Source organism: Sphingosinicella sp. BN140058 (assembly GCF_004135585.1).
Taxonomy (GTDB): domain Bacteria; phylum Pseudomonadota; class Alphaproteobacteria; order Sphingomonadales; family Sphingomonadaceae; genus Allosphingosinicella.
Map to the genome: position 1 here is coordinate 5,163,010 of NZ_CP035501.1, position 17,163 is coordinate 5,180,172.

The 17,163-nt window shown below is 67.5% G+C and carries 14 protein-coding genes; 12 read left to right on the top strand and 2 right to left on the bottom strand.

The genetic code is table 11. The features are described 5' to 3' along the window. The first annotated feature begins 59 nt into the window (after positions 1–59). The 12 genes from ETR14_RS23425 (at position 60) to ETR14_RS23480 (ending at position 15,519) form a co-directional block, all read left to right on the top strand. The gene (locus tag ETR14_RS23425) at positions 60–1,517 is read left to right on the top strand and encodes an acyl-CoA ligase (AMP-forming), exosortase A system-associated (RefSeq protein ID WP_129392309.1); all 1,458 of its coding nucleotides are present in this window, start codon (positions 60–62) and stop codon (positions 1,515–1,517) included. Further along, entirely contained in the window at positions 1,514–2,749 is a 1,236-nt protein-coding gene (locus ETR14_RS23430) for a pyridoxal-dependent decarboxylase, exosortase A system-associated (protein WP_243455656.1), read from the top strand. The genes ETR14_RS23425 and ETR14_RS23430 overlap by 4 nt, the downstream gene beginning before the upstream one ends. Positions 2,750–3,069: 320 nt before the next feature. Then, the gene (locus ETR14_RS23435) at positions 3,070–3,714 is read left to right on the top strand and encodes an XrtA/PEP-CTERM system exopolysaccharide export protein (RefSeq protein WP_129389707.1); all 645 of its coding nucleotides are present in this window, start codon (positions 3,070–3,072) and stop codon (positions 3,712–3,714) included. 53 nt (positions 3,715–3,767) lie between these two features. Continuing rightward, positions 3,768–5,300 carry an XrtA system polysaccharide chain length determinant gene (locus ETR14_RS23440; protein ID WP_129389710.1) on the top strand — a complete coding sequence of 511 codons (1,533 nt, stop codon included), beginning with the start codon at positions 3,768–3,770 and terminating at the stop codon, positions 5,298–5,300. 11 nt (positions 5,301–5,311) lie between these two features. Next, complete coding sequence (locus ETR14_RS23445; RefSeq protein WP_129389713.1) at positions 5,312–6,247, top strand: exopolysaccharide biosynthesis protein; 936 nt, start codon at positions 5,312–5,314, stop codon at positions 6,245–6,247. Between the two features lie 35 nt (positions 6,248–6,282). After that, positions 6,283–7,890: a hypothetical protein gene (locus tag ETR14_RS23450; RefSeq protein ID WP_129389716.1), complete on the top strand. Its 1,608-nt coding sequence runs from the start codon at positions 6,283–6,285 to the stop codon at positions 7,888–7,890. A 16-nt stretch (positions 7,891–7,906) separates the two neighbouring features. Further along, positions 7,907–8,953, top strand: coding sequence for an ExeA family protein (locus tag ETR14_RS23455; protein WP_129389719.1), 1,047 nt, complete (start codon positions 7,907–7,909; stop codon positions 8,951–8,953). Positions 8,954–8,968: 15 nt separating this feature from the next. Next, positions 8,969–9,814 carry an XrtA system polysaccharide deacetylase gene (locus ETR14_RS23460; RefSeq protein ID WP_129389722.1) on the top strand — a complete coding sequence of 282 codons (846 nt, stop codon included), beginning with the start codon at positions 8,969–8,971 and terminating at the stop codon, positions 9,812–9,814. Then, on the top strand, positions 9,811–10,836 hold the full coding sequence (locus ETR14_RS23465; RefSeq protein ID WP_129389725.1) for a FemAB family XrtA/PEP-CTERM system-associated protein: 1,026 nt from the start codon (positions 9,811–9,813) through the stop codon (positions 10,834–10,836). Before ETR14_RS23460 ends, ETR14_RS23465 begins: the two co-directional genes overlap by 4 nt. After that, complete coding sequence (locus ETR14_RS23470) at positions 10,833–12,038, top strand: TIGR03087 family PEP-CTERM/XrtA system glycosyltransferase (RefSeq protein ID WP_129389728.1); 1,206 nt, start codon at positions 10,833–10,835, stop codon at positions 12,036–12,038. The genes ETR14_RS23465 and ETR14_RS23470 overlap by 4 nt, the downstream gene beginning before the upstream one ends. Beyond that, positions 12,035–13,591 carry an exosortase A gene (gene xrtA, locus ETR14_RS23475; protein ID WP_129389731.1) on the top strand — a complete coding sequence of 519 codons (1,557 nt, stop codon included), beginning with the start codon at positions 12,035–12,037 and terminating at the stop codon, positions 13,589–13,591. Before ETR14_RS23470 ends, xrtA begins: the two co-directional genes overlap by 4 nt. After that, complete coding sequence (locus tag ETR14_RS23480) at positions 13,591–15,519, top strand: XrtA/PEP-CTERM system amidotransferase (RefSeq protein ID WP_129389733.1); 1,929 nt, start codon at positions 13,591–13,593, stop codon at positions 15,517–15,519. The genes xrtA and ETR14_RS23480 overlap by 1 nt, the downstream gene beginning before the upstream one ends. On the opposite strand, the gene truA is transcribed toward ETR14_RS23480, so the two are convergent. Together truA and fmt are read right to left on the bottom strand one after the other, a co-directional pair. Then, entirely contained in the window at positions 15,495–16,232 is a 738-nt protein-coding gene (gene truA / locus ETR14_RS23485; RefSeq protein ID WP_129389736.1) for a tRNA pseudouridine(38-40) synthase TruA, read from the bottom strand. The genes ETR14_RS23480 and truA overlap by 25 nt on opposite strands. Beyond that, on the bottom strand, positions 16,229–17,134 hold the full coding sequence (gene fmt / locus ETR14_RS23490) for a methionyl-tRNA formyltransferase (RefSeq protein WP_129389739.1): 906 nt from the start codon (positions 17,132–17,134) through the stop codon (positions 16,229–16,231). The genes truA and fmt overlap by 4 nt, the downstream gene beginning before the upstream one ends. Between the last annotated feature and the right edge of the window lie 29 nt (positions 17,135–17,163).

Sequence of the window (17,163 nt, forward strand, 5' to 3'; positions counted from 1 at the left end):
AGCCAGGAGCCAAGGTGCAAGCCCCCGATCCCCAACCAAGACCGCTCGACCATCTGCCGATGCGCGGCGCGCCCGCCGCGCCGGCGCTGCTCACCCGTGAGGGCCTGCTCGATTATGCGGGTCTCGAGGATCAGATCGGACGGCTTGCGGCATCGCTCCGCAGCCGAGGTCTGGCGCCCGGCGCACGCGTCGCCAGCTGGCTGCCCAAAAGCCGGATGACCGCACTACTGCCGCTCGCCTGCGCGCGGGCCGGGCTCGTCCACGTTCCAATCAACCCGGTGCTGAAACGCGCTCAGGTGGCGCACATCCTCGCCGACAGCGGTGCCGGCCTGCTGATCAGCGGCAAGGCGCGGCTTGCCGGCCTGGCGGCGGACGACGTGTCCTGCCCGGTGCTGGATGAGGAGGGCGGCGCGGCGATGCTCGCGGACGAGGATCGGCTCGGCCTCTCCGACGCGGATCCGGAGACTCTTGCCGCTCTGCTCTACACGTCCGGGTCGACCGGCCGCCCAAAGGGGGTGATGCTCAGCCATGCCAATCTGTGGCTGGGGGCGATCAGCGTCGCGCATTATCTGGGGCTGACGCCGGCCGACCGCGTGTTGGGCGTGCTGCCGTTGAGCTTCGATTACGGCCAGAATCAGCTGCTTTCCAGCTGGGCGGCCGGCGCAGCCGTGGTCCCGCTCGAATATCTCGCGGCCAAGGACGTCATCCGCGCGATCGAAGCGCACGGCATCACCACCCTTGCCGGCGTGCCGCCGCTGTGGGTGCAACTGGTGGAGGCCGCCTGGCCGCCTCGTGCCGCTCTTTCGCTTCGCCGGCTGACCAATTCGGGCGGAAGGGTGCCGGTTTCGATCGTACGGCGGATGCGCGAGCTGTTCCCGGCCGCAGAGATCCACCTGATGTACGGTCTGACCGAAGCGTTTCGCTCAACGTCGCTCGATCCCGCTCTGCTCGACGAGCATCCCGACTCGATCGGGACCGCCATTCCGTTCGCCGAGATCATGGCGGTGCGCCCCGACGGCTCGCCCGCGGCGCCGCACGAGGAGGGGGAACTCGTCCATGCTGGCCCGCTAGTGGCGAAAGGCTATTGGAACGATCCCGAGCGGACGGCGGAGCGGTTCAAACCGGCACCCGCGCATTCGGAACATGGCGGCCTCGCGGTCTGGTCCGGCGACCGGGTGCGCAGCGACGCATCGGGCCTGCTCTATTTCGTCGGCCGTGAGGATGCGATGATCAAGACCAGCGGCAATCGTGTCAGCCCGACCGAGGTCGAGGAGGCGGCGGTGGCGAGCGGCGTCGTCGCGGAGGCGGTGGCGCTCGGTTACCCCGACCATCGGTTCGGAGAAGCGATCGCATTGATCGTCCGCGGCCCGGGACCGGACGAGCAGCTCCGCGCCTACCTCAGGCGCGAGTTGCCCAATTTCATGCAACCGTCCGCAATCCTGTGGCGGGACGATTTGCCGCGTTCGCCCAACGGCAAGCTGGATCGCGAAAGGCTGAAGCAGGAGCTGATGGCATGAGCAAGGGGATGGGTCCGATCCCAGACGGGTTCGACGCGGATGGGATGCTGCTGCTGATCGGCGGACGCCGCGCCGACCATCTCGTCGCCGAGGCTGGGGACACGCCGTTGTTCGTCTACGATGCCTGCATGATTGCGGATCGCATCGGTCGCTTTCGCAAGGCCTTCTCCGGCATCAATCTTCATTATGCCATAAAGGCAAACTCCTACGCCCCGCTGCTGAGAGGGATGTCCAAGCACGTCGACGGGCTCGACGTGGCCTCGGCGGGCGAGATGGCGATGGCGATCGCCGCCGGGTGCGAGCCGTCGGATATCTCCTTCGCCGGCCCCGGCAAGCGCGACGATGAGCTCGTCGCGGCGATCGATGCCGGCGTCACACTGAACGTTGAATCGGAAGGCGAGGCGGCGCGCGCTCTGGCGATCGGCCGGGCGCGCGGCCGCCGCCCCCGGCTTGCGGTGCGGGTCAATCCCGATTTCGAGATCAAGGGATCGGGCATGCGTATGGGTGGCGGCGCGCGGCCCTTCGGCGTCGATGCCGAGCGGGTGCCGTCGCTTGTGCGCGAATTGATCGTCGCCGATGCCGAATTTCGCGGATTCCACATCTTCGCCGGCTCGCAGGCGCTGTCGGCCGACGCGCTGATCGAAGCGCAGGCGGCGACGATCGCGCTCGCCGCGCGGCTGGCCGAGGCCGCCGGAGCGCCGCCGCCGATGGTCAATCTGGGCGGCGGCTTCGGCATCCCGTACGTCAGCGGAGACGTGCCCCTGAACGTCGAGCAGGTCGGTACCGCGCTGCATGACGCGCTGGCGGCCCGTCCGAAGATTCTCGCAGCGTCGGGATTTGCGATCGAGCTCGGACGCTGGCTGGTCGGGGAGGCGGGCGTCTATCTCACCCGCATCGTCGATCGAAAGATCAGCTTCGGCAAGACCTTCCTGGTCACCGACGGCGGCATGCACCACCAGCTTGCCGCCTCAGGCAATTTCGGCCAGGTCGTCCGCCGAAACTTCCCGGTGGCGATCGCAAGCCGCTTCGGCGCGGCGCCGGAGGAGGAGGTCAGCATCGTCGGCTGCCTCTGCACGCCGCTCGATCGGCTTGCCGACGACGTCATGATGCCCGCCGCATCGGTGGGCGATCTCGTCGCGCTGTTCCTCGCCGGCGCCTATGGACGCTCGGCGAGTCCTGAGGCGTTCCTGGGGCATCCGGCGCCACGTGAACTTCTTGTCGGCAACATGTAAAGACACACTCATCTTCTTGCTGGATCTTTCCCGGCAAAGTGCAGGATCAAAGCTGTCCTCGCCTCGAGCGGGTGTGACCTGTATTGCCCCGCAGCCAGGAAGCAGTGCGAGCGAAATGGATTGCCGGTACACTCGTTCTGGGCAGCTGGAATATCGAAAGACATCGTTAACCGTCGCTGCAGGAGCAGTCCCGGTTCGGGACGGCGTCCAAAAGGTGATTGTTCCTAACGGTAATTTTACCTCTTCAGAGCATAGCAGACCCAAATCTGCGGCCGTTCGTGCTCCAGGCAGCGACGGTGGACGTGAAGAGGAAGAAATTGATGCGCGTGCACATGATCAAGCTCGCTCTCGCCGCCGGCGCCAGCACGGCTGCGCTCACCGGCTGCGCTTCGACGCCCTCCACCGGCAACCGGCTGCCGCCCGCGACCTTCGTCGGCTCGGACGATATTTCCGGTGAGAAATATATCATAGGACCGCTCGACAGCCTCAACATCTTCGTCTGGCGCAACACCGATCTCGGCGGCAAGGTGCAGGTCCGTCCCGACGGGATGATCACGACGCCGCTCATTTCGGACCTCCAGGCCGCCGGCAAGACTCCGGCCGAGCTCGCCGAGGATCTGCGTTTGGCGCTGACCAAATATGTCGAGGATCCCCGAGTCTCGGTCATGGTCGACAGCTTCCAGGGCACGTTCGGCCAGCAGATCCGCATCGTCGGCGCCACCGCCAAGCCCGCTTCCCTTCCCTATCGCGCCAACATGACCCTGCTCGACGCAATGATCGAGGTCGGCGGTTTGTCCGAATATGCGGCCGGCGATCGTGCCCGGCTGATCCGCCACGACAAGGGCTCGGGTGCTCAGAAGGAATATGATCTCAAGATCGCGCGACTGCTCAAGAAGGGCGACACCGCTGCCAACGTCCGTCTCGAGCCCGGCGACGTGATCATCATCCCGGAAAGCATGTTCTGAGCCGCCGAAGACGCTGACGGCTTCATCTCCTCTCGACCAGGATCACGCCACGGATGGACGGACTTTACGAACAGCTGCGGATTGCCCTCCACCAGGTGTGGCGGCGTCGCTGGCTCGCGCTCGGCGTCGCCTGGGGGCTGTGCCTGGTCGGATGGCTGGTCGTGGCGCTGATCCCGAACAGCTACGAATCCAAGGCGCGCGTGTTCGTCCAGCTCCAGTCGATCCTGCCGACGCAGGTCGGCATCACCGCCGCCGATCGCCAGAACGACATCACCCGGATCAAGCAGACGCTGACCTCGACCGACAATCTCGAGAAGGTCGTCCGCCGCACCGAATTGAACAATCTCGTCGCCACGAAACGCGATCTCGCCGTGCAGGTCGACGCGCTGCGCAAGGCAATCAAGGTCACGGCCCAGCAGGACAATCTGTTCGAGATCAGCGCGACGGCCAGCATTTCCGGCTTCTCCAACGGCCAGAATGCGAAGCTAGCCGCCGGCATCGTCCAGAACCTGCTCGATCTTTTCGTGGAAGCGAACCTGTCCGGGGATCGTGACGAGGCCAGCGAAAGCCTGACCTTCCTCGACGAGCAGCTTCGCCGCCGCGAGCAGGATCTGCAGGCCGCGGAGCAGCGCCGGGTCGAATTCGAGCAGAAATATCTTGGCGTGCTTCCGGGTGAGGGCTCGATCGGATCTCGCATGGCCGCCGCCCGCGCGGAGCTCTCGGGCGTCGAGCAGCAGATGATGCAGGCGCAAAGCTCGCTGGTTGCGTTGCGGGCGCAACTCGGCAGCACGCCGCCCACGTTGCCGGGGGTGGCCGGGGCGGACAACGGGTCGGTGTCGTCGCAGGTCGCGTTGCTCCAGGCCCAGCTTGCCCAGGCCGCGGCACGCGGCTGGACCGACGCCCATCCCGATGTCGTCGCGCTCAAGGCACAGATCGCCCGGCTGCGGCCGCTGGCCGCCCGGGAAGGGCCGTCGGGTGCCGCCGGCATGCCCAATCCTGCCTACGTGTCGCTGCGCGGCATGCTGGCCGAGCGCGAGGCGCAGGTTCAGGCGACCTCCGTTCGCAAGGCGCAGCTCGATGCCGATCTCGCCCAGCTCTCCTCGAAGCAGGCGACCGAGCCGGGCGTCGCCGCCCAGCAGGCCCAGCTCAACCGCGATTACGACGTGCTGAAACGGCAATATGACAAATTGCTGGAGGATCGCGAGCAGGTCCGCCTGCGCAGCGACGTCCAGACCAAAACCGCGGCGATCAAGTTCAAGGTCATCGATCCGCCGTCCGCGCCGCGCATCCCGATCACGCCGAACCGGCCGATCCTGCTGACCGCGATCCTGTTCGCGGCGCTGGCAGCGGGCGTCGGCGGTGCCTTCGTCTGGGGGCAGCTGCAGACGACCTTCCCGACCCAAAGCCGGCTGGAGGCGATCACCGGCCTGCCGGTGCTCGGATCGATCAGCGAGGTAGTCACCGACGTGGTCAAGGCCAGGAGGCGGCAGCATCTGCTCTGGCTCGGTGGCGGGGCAGGGGCGCTGGCCGGAAGCTACGCGCTGCTGATGGCCGTCGAGTTCTGGCAGCGAAGCACGGTTGCGTGAGGGGCATGAAGATGAACGACCAGAGCCCCTTACGCGCAGGCGGTTCGCTCCTCGAGCGGGCGGCCGATCTTTACGGCTTCGGCCTCGGCACGCCGCCCTCGGCCCCGCATGAGGTCACGCAGCCTGCAGCACCGGCCGCGGTCGCGCCCGCGGCTCCGGCCGCGCCCTTACGCACACCTGCGCCCGAACCTCGCCCTGCACCGGCGGCGGCAACGGTGTCAGCGCGCGTTGCGGGGCGGGGAGGCAAGATCGATCCTGAAGCACTGGCGCGAGGCGGCTTCATTGCGCCGGATGCGCCGGGAAGCGCGCTGGCGGAGGAGTTCCGGATCGTCAAGCGGCAGCTGCTGCGCAACCTCGCCGGCAGCGACGACAAAGCCCGCAACATACTCGTCTGCTCGGCGCTGCCGAATGAGGGCAAGACCTTCTGCGCGATCAACCTCGCGCTGTCGCTCGCCGCCGAGAAGGATGTCGAGGTCCTGCTGATCGATGCGGATTTCCCCAAGCCTGAGGTGCTCGCATTGCTGGGTCTCGAGGCAGGGCCGGGCCTCACCGATGCCCTTGCCGATCCCGACGCCGATCCGGAGAGCTTCGTCGTCCGCACGGACCTGCGCGGCCTGTCGCTGCTTCCAGCCGGGCGTCCGGTCGGCGACGTGACCGAGCTCCTCGCGTCGGAGCGGACCCGGAGGCTTCTCGCCCGTCTGGCCGATCCGCGCCGGATCATCCTGTTCGATTCGCCGCCCGCCCTCATGGCGTCGCCGGCGACCGTGCTCGCCAGCCATGTCGGCCAGCTGCTGATGGTGGTGCGGGCCGATCAGACCAGCGAGGCCGATCTGCGCGAAGCGGTCGGGCTCCTTTCCGCCTGCGACCAAATCCGGCTGCTGCTCAACGGCACCGGCTTTGCCGTCAACGGCCGCCGCTTCGGCAGCTATTACGGATATGGCCAATGAAAATAGCCGAGAAAGCGTGGCTTAGAGGCCGAAGCTTGGCTTCGATCGCACTTGCTGCGGCGGTCGCGATCGCCGCCTCGGCAAGCGTCAGCGGTGCCGGCCGGACCAGCGTTCATCCTTATCTGCAGATCGAACAGGTGCTTACCGCCGATTTCAACGACGGCGATGTGCTGACCTATACCGGCGTCGGCGGCGGCGTCGAGGCAAGCTACGAGGGGCAGCGACTCACCGCCACGATCAGCTACGATTACCAGCGCCGGATCGGGTGGAATGGCGACGTCGCCGACGACGACAGCCATTCGGGCCTCGCCTCGGTCCATTTTGATGCCGTGCCCGGCGTGCTGGCGCTCGATGCCGGCGCGATGGCCGCACGGGCCTCGGCCGATCCGCGCCAGCCGGTGCCGAACTTCCGCACCGCCGACAACGGCGCCGCGGAGGTCTACAGCGTCTATGCCGGCCCGACCCTGTCGACCCATGCCGGCCCGCTCACCGTCAATGCTGCCTACCGCCTCGGCTATGTTTATGTCGACGATGACGACAGCCTGGCCGGCGGCGATGTCGGACCGAACCAGGGACGCTTCGACCGCTACACGAGCAGCACGGTCCACAATCTCACCGCAAGCGTCGGCATGAGCCCGGGCGAACTGCCGTTCGGCTGGACCGTCGGCGGCGGCTACGTCCGCGAGGACATGAACCGTTTGGACGCGACGTTCGAAGGCAAATATGTGCGCGGCGACGTCGTCGTGCCGGTCTCGCCGACGCTTGCCGTGACCGGCGGCATCGGTGTCGAGGATCAGAAGAGCTCGCTCCAGGATTTCCGCCGTGACGCCGCCGGCCTGCCGGTGATCGACGCCAATGGCCGGCTGGTCGCCGATCCTTCCCGGCCGCGGCTGGTCGCGTATGACGAGAGCGGGTTGATCTGGGACGCCGGCATCCTCTGGCGGCCGAGCCCGCGCACCGAACTTCAGGCGCGCGTCGGGCACCGTTATGGCGGCACCACCTTCGTTGGATCGCTCGAGCACAGGATCAATAATTCCTATGCACTTAGCGCTTCGGTTTACGATAATGTCGCAAGCTTTGGTCGGTTGCTTGTCACTGATCTTGCGGGCGTGCCGCGGCGCTTCGACCAGCGCCGGGATCCGCTGACCGGTGGGCCGATCGGCCTCGGCGGCTGCACCTTCGGCAACGATCCGGGCACCGGCACCTGCTTCGACGACGCGCTTCGCTCGATCGAAAGCTTCAACTTCCGCAACCGCGGCGCCAACATCCTGCTCTCGGGCGGCCGCGGACCCTGGAATTTCGGGCTGGGCGCCAGCTACGACACGCGTCGGTACCTCGCGCCTCCGGACAGCAGCTTCATCCTCGAGGGCGTTACCGACAAGAGCCTCAGCCTGAGCGCCTCGGCGACCCGCGAGCTGACGCGCACGTCGAGCTTCGGAGTCGGTGCCTATGCCGGCTGGTTCGACAGCGGCATCGCCGGCGACGACAGCAGCTTCCTGACCGGAGTCACCGCCAATTACGAGCGGCGCCTGTTCCTCGACAACATCCGCGCGCATGTCGCGGCGGGTCTCTACACCAGCCAGTCCGGGCAGTTCGACAGCACCGTCGGATCGCTCCTCTTCGGCCTCAGCTACGCCTTCTGAGAAGGGACGGAAAACGATGTACACCGACTATTACGGCCTTTCCGCCCGGCCGTTCCAGCTCACCCCGGATGCGCGCTTCTGGTTCGACAGCAAGACCCACAAGAAGGCGCTGGCCTATCTTGGTTACGGCATCGCCCAGGGTGAAGGCTTCATCACCATCACCGGCGAGATCGGCGCCGGTAAGTCGACGCTCGTCGCGCACCTGCTTGCGACGATCGATCGCGAGCGGCTGAACGCGATCAGCCTGGTGTCGACCCAGGTCGAGGGCGACGACATGCTCCGGCTGACCGCGATCGGCCTCGGCATCCCGACCACCGGCGTTCCCAAGGCGCAGCTGCTCGACCGCATCGAACAGCAGATGAGCGAGGAGGCGGATCGCGGCAAGCGCACCCTGCTGATCGTGGACGAGGCCCAGAATCTCCCCACCTCGGCCCTCGAAGAGTTGAGGATGCTGTCGAACTATACGCGTCAAGGGCGTGCGTTGGTTCAAATATTTCTGCTCGGCCAGCCTGAGTTTCGGGATCGGCTGGCTACCGATGCTGGGCTGGAGCAGCTTCGCCAGAGGGTCATCGCCGCCCATCATCTCGAGGCGATGGAGCCGGTCGAGATCGAACCCTATGTCGTGCACCGCCTGGCGATCGCCGGCTGGAACGGTCGCCCATCGTTCGATGCCGCGGCCTATGCCGCGATGCACCGCCACAGCGGCGGCATTCCGCGCCGGCTTAACCAGCTTGCCAACCGCATCCTGCTGCACGGCGCGATCGAGCAGCTCGACAGGATCGGCGCAGCTGCGGTGGAAACCGTGATCGCCGATATGGCCGCCGACAAGCCGCACATCTCCGATCGGGTGCACACGCTACGCACGGCGGCGACACCCGCCTTTCCGTCTGCCGCGCCCGCGACCCCGGCCGAGCCGGTGCGCGATCTTGCGCTGGAACGGCGAGTCGCCGCGCTCGAGGCCAAGATCGACGAGCAGGACATCGTGCTGCGCCGCGTCTTGACCTTGCTCGTCGAGTGGGTCGAGAACAGCGACGCGCCGGGCTATCGCAGCAACGCCGCCTGACGGCGGGGAGCCGACATGCTGAACGCCCTTTCGGTCGACGTCGAGGATTGGTTCCAGGTCGGCGCCTTCGAGACCGTGATCGACAAGACCGATTGGGACGGTCTCGAACGCCGAGTCGAGTGCAACACGGACGCCGTGCTCGCCTTGTTCGCGGAAGCCGATGTCCAGGCGACCTTCTTCACCCTGGGGTGGGTCGCCGAGCGCCACCCGCGGCTGATCCGCCGGATCGTCGAGGCGGGGCATGAGATCGCCAGCCATGGCTGGGATCACGACCGGGTCTTCACCATGACTCCTGCTCTGTTCCGGGCCGATCTGAAGCGGGCGCATGCGGCGATCGCGGACGCTGCCGGGGTGGCGCCGACCGGCTATCGGGCGCCGAGCTTCTCGATTGACGCCCGTACGCCATGGGCCCACGCGGTGCTGGCGGAAGAGGGTTATGCTTATTCGTCCAGCGTCGCGCCGATCGCGCACGATCATTATGGCTGGCGCGAAGCACCGCGCTTCGCCCACCGCCCGCTTCCCGGGTCGGAACTCATCGAATTGCCGGTGACCACTGTCGAGTTTGCCGGCCGCAGGATGGCAGCCGGCGGCGGCGGCTTCTTTCGCCTGCTTCCTTATGCCTTCTCCAACTGGGCCGTCGGCCGCGTCAACCGCATCGAGCAACGGCCCGCAATCTTCTATTTCCACCCCTGGGAGATCGATCCGGGTCAGCCAAGGATCGCGCACGCGCCACTCAAATCACGGATCCGCCATTACACCAATCTGGAAAGGATGCGCCCCAAGCTGATGAGATTGTTCAAGTCTCATCGATGGGGTCGTACCGATCAGGTCGTCTCTGAAGAGCGGGCACGGCTGGCATGAACGCGCTGACGCCGATCCGCACTGTGCGCGCCGCAACGCCCGCCGATTACGCAGCGGTGGCAGCGTTCGTGCGCGGCCATCCGGATGCCGAGCCGTTCCATCTTCCCGCCTGGTCGAGCGCGGTCGAGCGCGGCTGCGGCCAGGCCGCGCACATTCTCGTCGCCGAAGATGTCGTGGGCAAGATCAGGGGCGTGCTGCCGCTCAGTGAAATGCGCTCGCCTTTGTTCGGGTCGGCCCTGGTCTCGACCGGCTTCGGCGTCGGCGGTGGCATTCTCGGCGACGGTGGCGACGCGCTTGCCGATGCTGCCTGGTCGCTGGCACAGGCGCGCGGCTGCGCCAGCGTCGAGCTTCGCGGCGGCGTGCTGCCGACGGACTGGGCGCGCTGCGGGAATACCTATGCCGGCTTCGTACGGGATCTGCCGTCGGCCGAAGACGCGATCCTGCAGGCGATTCCGCGCAAGCAGCGCGCGGAGGTCCGTCGTTCGCTGACCCTGGGGCTGGAGGTTTCGGTCGGTCGCGACCAGGATGCGCATTACCGCGTCTACAGCGAGAGCGTGCGCAATCTCGGCACGCCGGTCTTCCCGTGCAGCCTGTTCGCGGCGATGCTGGAGGCCTTCGGCGACGATGCCGACATCCTCGTCGTGCGCAAGGATGGCGTGCCGGTCGCGGCCGTCCTCAGCCTCTATTTCCGCGGCACGGTCTTTCCCTATTGGGGGGGCGGCACCGCCGCGGCGCGCGCGCTCCGGGCCAACGAGTGCATGTATTTCGCCCTGATGCGGCATGCGGCCGCGCGCGGCTGCAACCGGTTCGATTTCGGCCGCTCCAAGCTCGGCACCGGCGCCTACGCCTTCAAGAAAAACTGGGGATTTGCGCCGCAACCGCTTGTTTACGCGACGAAGGGTGAGGCGCGGCAAACCAATCCACTGAGTCCGAAATACCGGCTCCAGGTGGCAGCCTGGAAGAAGATGCCGCTCTGGCTCGCCAATCGGATCGGGCCGCCGATCGCCCGGGGGCTCGGATGAGCGAGATCCTGTTCCTCGCCCACCGCATCCCGTACCCGCCGGATCGCGGCGACAAGATCCGATCGTGGAACATCCTGAAGGCGCTGGCGGGGTTGGGCACCGTCCATCTCGCGGCCTTTGCCGATGACGAGGCGGACGCGGCGCATCTGCCGGCGCTTGGTGCGGCTTTGGGCGGTCGCCTGGGCGAGGCGCACGTCGAGATCCGCCGCACCGGCAGAGCGGCGGCGGCGCTGCGCGCGCTGGCCTCGGGCAAACCGGTGTCGCTGACCCTGTTCGACAGCCGGGAGCTGCGCAGCTTCGTCGATCGGATCAGCCGCGAGCGGCCGATCTCCACCTGCTTCGCCTTCTCGGGGCAAATGGCGCAGTTCGTACCCAAGGGGGCACGGCTGGTAATGGACTTCGTCGACATGGATTCGGCCAAGTTTCAGGCTTATGCAGGGGCGGGGGGGCTGCTGGCGCCGATCCACCAGCGCGAGGCCGAGAAACTCTTCGCCTTCGAGCGCGCCACCGCGGCGCGAGCGGCGGTGAGCCTGTTCGTGAGCGACGCCGAAGCGGCGTTGTTCAAGGCGCGTGCTGCGCTCGCCGATGCCGACATCCGCGCGCTTCACAATGGCGTCGACCTCGATTTCTACGATCCTCACGCCCGCTTCGAGCGCGGCTCCCGTTCGGAAGCACCATTGCTCGTCTTCACGGGACAGATGGACTATGCGCCCAACGTCGACGCCGTGCGCTGGTTCGCCCAAGCCGTTCTGCCTGCGGTGCCGACGGCACGGTTCGCGATCGTCGGGCGCAACCCGTCGGACGCGGTGCGAAGGCTCGCCTCGCACCCGCGAATCCTCGTCACCGGCGCCGTGCCGGACGTGCGCACCTGGCTCGCCGCCGCCGATGTCGTTGTCGCGCCGCTTCGGATCGCGCGCGGCATTCAGAACAAGGTGCTGGAGGCGATGGCAATGGCGCGCCCGGTCGTTGCTTCGCCCGCGGCGTTCGAGGGCATCGAAGCGACGCCGGGCCGCGACCTGCTGGTCGCCGACACCGCCGACGCGCAGGCCAAGACGATCCGCCATCTCCTGTGCGACCCCGTCCGCGCAGCAACGATCGGGGCGGCGGCACGGCGCCGGATGGAGGAAGCCTATCGTTGGGAGGTGCGCCTGGCGCCGCTTGCCAACATCGTCGGCATACCACGGCGAGTACAAGCGGCATGAATTCCGCGCTGCCGATCGCGGCGTCGGCTCGGCCGGCCGACTCTCCAGCGGGCCGGATCTGGCGCCCGCACCTGCTTGCGCTCGCCGCCGTCTGTGGCGCCTTCCTGCTGCTCTTCCACCATGATCTCATCGACATGATTCACATCTGGTGGCGCAGCCCGACGTTCAACCATTGCTTCCTGGTGCCGCCGATCGCCTTATGGCTGGTGTCGCTGCGCCTGCCGGAGCTGCGTCAGCTGACGCCGTCCGCATGGCTCCCCGGCCTTCTGCTTGGCGGCGGCGGTGCGCTGTTGTGGCTGCTGGGCGATGCGGGCGGGGTGGCGCTCGCCCGGCACCTCGCGCTCGTGCTGATCTTCCAAGGGGCGGTGATCGCGCTGCTCGGCAAGTCGGTTGCGCGGGGCATCGCTTTCCCACTCTTCTATCTGCTGTTCGCCATTCCGGCCGGTGAGGAAGCGGTGCCGCCGATGCAGACGGTCACGGCGGAAATCACCATGTTGCTGCTGCAGCTCAGCCAGGTGCCCGCCCACATCGAGGGCATCTTCATCACCACGCCGATCGGCCTGTTCGAAGTCGCCGAAGCCTGTTCGGGCGTCCGCTTCCTTATCGCCATGATCGCCTACGGGGCGCTGGTCGCCAATCTCTGCTTCCGCAGCTGGGCGCGCCGGCTCGCCTTCCTGGCCGCCGCGACGGCGATCCCGATCTTCGCCAACGGCGTCCGGGCGTGGGGGACGATCTACGCCGCCGAGCGCACCGGCAGCCTCCAATATGCGGTCGGCTTCGATCACATCCTCTACGGCTGGATCTTCTTCGCGGTCGTCATGGTGCTGATCATGGCTGCGGGCTGGCGGTTCTTCGACCGCAAGGTTGGCGACGCGTGGTTTGACCCGTCGACACTGCCGGCCGTGCCGGTCACCAGGCGCAGGCTGATCGAGGTTGCGGCCGCCGTGGTCGTGCTTGCCGCCGCACCGCCGCTCTGGTCGGCGCTGATCGCGGCGACAGGCAGCAGCGCCACACCGCACGAGATCGCGATGCCGCAGGTTCGCGGCTGGACCCAGGTGCCGGCGGATCGAGGTCGACCGTGGCGGCCCCATTTCGCCGGCGCCGATGCACTGCGGCTGCAGCGTTATCGGAATGCCGCCGGGCAAGAGGTCGACCTCGCCATCGCCGTCTTCGCCCGGCAGACGGAGGGGCGCGAACTGGTCGGCTACGGCCAGGGTGCCGTCGGTCCGGAGGATGTCTGGGCGTGGACAGCCGACGCGCTGCCGCCTGACGGTGGCAAGGCGGAGCGGATCGCATCGCACGGCGAGATCCGTGAGGTCCTGACTTTCTATCGGGTCGGCGGCATCGTCACCGGCAATGCGGCGGCGGTGAAGCTCGAGACGATGCGCGTGCGACTGCTCGGCGGACCGCAGCGCGCGGTGGCGGTTCTCGTCTCCGCGCCCGAACCGGCCAAGGGCGTCAGCCCCCGCCCGGCGTTGGACGGTTTCCTTTCGTCGCTTGGGCCAGTCGCAACGCTTGCGGACGGCGCCTCCACTGCGCCACAGCCACGCTGATGTGTGGCATAGCCGGTCTCTTTCACCCTCTGGTTCCCAAGCCCGTCGATCCTGCGCGGATCCGGGCGATGGTGGACACGCTCGCCCATCGTGGCCCCGACGGCAGCGGCGTCTGGACCGCGCCGGGTGTCGGCCTCGGCCACCGGCGGCTTTCGATCATCGATCTGGAAGGCGGCGTCCAGCCGATGCTCTCGGCCGACGGCAAGCTCGCTCTGACCTACAATGGCGAGATCTACAATTTCCGCGAGGTTCGCGCGGAGCTGGAAGCGAAAGGGCATTTCTTCCGCACCGACAGCGACACCGAGGTGATCCTCGCCGCCTGGCGGCAATGGGGCGAGGAATGCCTGTCGCGGTTCAACGGCATGTTTGCTTTCGCGCTCTACGATTCGAGCCGAGACAGCCTTTTCCTCGCGCGAGACCGCCTCGGCGTCAAACCTCTATTCTATGCGACACTTGCGGATGGCGGCCTGATCTTCGCATCCGAACTGAAGGGCCTGCTCGCCCATCCTCTCCTGCGGCGGGAAGTCTCCCCGCACGCCGTCGAGGACTATCTCACGCTCGGCTACGTCCCCGACGACGCCTGCCTTGTCGAGGGCGTGCGCAAGCTTCCCGCCGGCCATGCTTTGCTTGTCCGGCGCGGCCGCCGCGTGCCCGAGCCGTCGCGCTGGTGGGACGTCGATTTCTCCAGCACGGTACGCGCGTCGGTGGCCTCACTCGAGGAGGAGATGGTCGAGCGTCTGCGGGAAGCCGTCCGCTCGCGCATGGTCGCCGACGTCCCGCTCGGCGCCTTCCTCTCGGGTGGCGTCGACAGTTCGGCGGTGGTCGCGCTGATGGCGGAGGCGAGCCGGGCCGCGGTCGAGACCTGCTCGATCGGCTTCACCGAGGCCGATCATGACGAGACCGCCTTCGCCAAGATCGTCGCGGATCGCTTCGCCACCAGTCACCGCACGCGCCGGGTAGCCGCGGACGACTTCGCGCTGATCGACACGCTTGCCGACGCCTTCGACGAGCCGTTCGCGGACGCCTCGGCCCTTGCCACCTACCGCGTCTCGGAGCTCGCCCGCGAGCGCGTCAAGGTCGCGCTCTCCGGGGACGGCGCCGATGAGGCCTTCGCCGGCTATCGGCGCTACAAATTCTTCTCGGCCGAGGAGCGGGTGCGCGGCTTGCTGCCCCAGGGCGCGCGCGCGCTCGTCGGGAGACTTGGCGATGCCTATCCAAAGCTCGACTGGGCGCCGCAGATGTTTCGCGCCAAGACGACGTTGCAGGCGCTCGGCCAATCGAGCGAGGAGGCCTATGCCTTTGCGGTCGGGGTTACGCCGCCACTTGCAAGATCAAGGCTTTACACGTCAGATCTCAGACGCTCTCTGCAAGGCCATCGTGGCGAGCAGCGCTATGTCGAGGCGATGCGGGCGGCACCTGCGCGCGATGCGCTCGGCCGGGCCCAATATGCGGACCTCAAGATCTGGCTGCCGGGAGACATCCTCACCAAGGTCGACCGGACCTCGATGGCAGTGAGCCTGGAAGCACGTGAGCCCTTGCTCGATCACCGCCTGGTCGAATTCGCCGCGCGCCTGCCGACGCGGATGAAGCTGCGCGGCGGGACCGGCAAATATCTGATGAAGCGCGCCCTCGGCCGCTACCTTCCGGACGAGATCCTCCATCGCAAGAAGATGGGCTTCGTGACGCCGATCAGCGCCTGGTTCCGAGGACCGCTGGCCGGGGCGGCGGAAGCGATCGCGCGCAGCCCGGCCCTGGCCGAGCTCGGCTGGTTCGACGAGGCGGCGATCGCCAAGGCCGCGGCCGATCACCGGGCTGCGCGTGCCGATCATGGCCGGTTGCTGTGGCAGCTGCTGATGCTCGACAAGTCGCTCGGCCGGATCTTCGGGCTCGGCCAGGATCAGCCTCAATATAGGGCCTCGACGAAGTAGAGCCCGTCGGGTGGCGCGTTGTAGCCGAGGGCAGAACGGTTTCGCGCTTCCAGCGCATCCTCCAGATCGTCCGCAGTCCACTTTCCGCGACCGACCAGCTGCAGGCAGCCGACCATCGACCGCACCTGGTGGTGCAGGAAGGAGCGGGCGGCGGCGTGCACCTCCAGCATGTCGCCGCGGCGGACGACATCGAGCCGGTCCAAGGTCTTGACCGGACTTTCGGCCTGGCATTGGACCGAGCGGAAAGTGGTGAAATCGTGCAGGCCGACGAGACGCTGAGCGGCTTCGTCCATCGCATCGGCATCGAGCGGAACCGCCACCTGCCAGGCGCGGCTGGCGTCCAGCGTCAGCGGCGCGCGCCGATTGACGATCCGGTAGACGTAGCGACGCCCGATACAGCTGAACCGGGCATGCCAGTCGTCGGGCACGATCTCCGCCGAGAGGATCGCGATCGGGAGCGGGCGGAGCTTGGCGTTGAGACCTTCGCAGAGCCGGAACGGGGCAATCTCCTTTCCGATCTCGACATGGGCGGACATCGCGAGGGCATGGACGCCGGCATCGGTGCGGCCCGCCGCATGCAGGATCGCCGCTTCGCCGGTGATCGCTTCCACCGCCTCCTCGATCGCCTGCTGGACCGAGGGGCCGTGGTTCTGCCGCTGCCAGCCCATGAACGGACCACCATCGAACTCGACGATCAGCCGGAAGCGAGTCATCCGAGCTGTGCGCCGGCGGGAATGACGAAGCCGCGAAGGAGTTCGGAGGCCGTCATGGGGCCGCGCCCGGCGCGCTGGACGATCGACGGAACGATCGAGCCTTCCGCGCAGGCGATTGCGAGACCGTGATCGAGCACCGTTCCAGGCGCGCCGCTCAGGCTTCCGATCTCTGCGGCATGCACCTTGATCCGCTCGCCGCCATATTCGAAGAACGCACCCGGCACCGGGATGAAGGCACGCACTTGCCGCTCGACCTCGACCGCTGAGCGAGTGAAATCGAGCTTGGCCTCCGCTTTCTCGATCTTCGACGCATAAGTGACGCCGTCGTCCGGCTGCACGATCGGGGTGATTGCATCGAGTTTGGCGAGGACGTCGACCATCAGCTCGGCGCCGATCCGCGCGAGCTCGTCGGTGAGATCGCCGGCGCTCTTGCGCTCGATCGGCGTGTCGCGGACCGCGAGCATCGGGCCGGTGTCGAGCCCGCGCTCCATCTGCATGATCGTGATCCCGGTATGGGCATCACCTGCCAGGATGGCGCGCTGAACCGGCGCAGCGCCCCGCCAGCGCGGCAGCAGCGAGCCGTGAACGTTGAGGCAGCCATGCCGCGGCGCTTCGAGGATCGGCAGCGGCAGGATCAGCCCGTAGGCGGCGACGACCGCGACATCGAGGTCGAGCGCACGAAAGGCGTCTTGCGCCTCGGCGTCTCGCAGGGTGAGCGGGGTCCGCACCGGTATCCCGGTCGCTTCGGCGCTCTGCTGCACCGGCGAGGGGCGCAGCGCCTTGCCGCGTCCGGCGGGGCGGGGCGGCTGCGAATAGACGGCGACGACGTCGTGCCCGGCACCGAGCAAGGCGGCGAGGGTCGGCACGGCGAAATCGGGAGTTCCCATGAAGGCGATGCGCATGGCGGCGCTCTAACCGGGGATGGGCCGCT

Excerpts from the sequence above, each read along its gene's own strand:
- ETR14_RS23425 (WP_129392309.1), top strand. The coding sequence starts at position 60 with ATGCGCGGCGCGCCCGCCGCGCCGGCGCTGCTCACCCGTGAGGGCCTG.
- ETR14_RS23430 (WP_243455656.1), top strand. The coding sequence starts at position 1,514 with ATGAGCAAGGGGATGGGTCCGATCCCAGACGGGTTCGACGCGGATGGG.
- ETR14_RS23435 (WP_129389707.1), top strand. The coding sequence starts at position 3,070 with ATGCGCGTGCACATGATCAAGCTCGCTCTCGCCGCCGGCGCCAGCACG.
- ETR14_RS23440 (WP_129389710.1), top strand. The coding sequence starts at position 3,768 with ATGGACGGACTTTACGAACAGCTGCGGATTGCCCTCCACCAGGTGTGG.
- ETR14_RS23445 (WP_129389713.1), top strand. The coding sequence starts at position 5,312 with ATGAACGACCAGAGCCCCTTACGCGCAGGCGGTTCGCTCCTCGAGCGG.
- ETR14_RS23455 (WP_129389719.1), top strand. The coding sequence starts at position 7,907 with ATGTACACCGACTATTACGGCCTTTCCGCCCGGCCGTTCCAGCTCACC.
- ETR14_RS23460 (WP_129389722.1), top strand. The coding sequence starts at position 8,969 with ATGCTGAACGCCCTTTCGGTCGACGTCGAGGATTGGTTCCAGGTCGGC.
- ETR14_RS23465 (WP_129389725.1), top strand. The coding sequence starts at position 9,811 with ATGAACGCGCTGACGCCGATCCGCACTGTGCGCGCCGCAACGCCCGCC.
- ETR14_RS23470 (WP_129389728.1), top strand. The coding sequence starts at position 10,833 with ATGAGCGAGATCCTGTTCCTCGCCCACCGCATCCCGTACCCGCCGGAT.
- xrtA (WP_129389731.1), top strand. The coding sequence starts at position 12,035 with ATGAATTCCGCGCTGCCGATCGCGGCGTCGGCTCGGCCGGCCGACTCT.
- ETR14_RS23480 (WP_129389733.1), top strand. The coding sequence starts at position 13,591 with ATGTGTGGCATAGCCGGTCTCTTTCACCCTCTGGTTCCCAAGCCCGTC.
- truA (WP_129389736.1), bottom strand. The coding sequence starts at position 16,232 with ATGACTCGCTTCCGGCTGATCGTCGAGTTCGATGGTGGTCCGTTCATG.
- fmt (WP_129389739.1), bottom strand. The coding sequence starts at position 17,134 with ATGCGCATCGCCTTCATGGGAACTCCCGATTTCGCCGTGCCGACCCTC.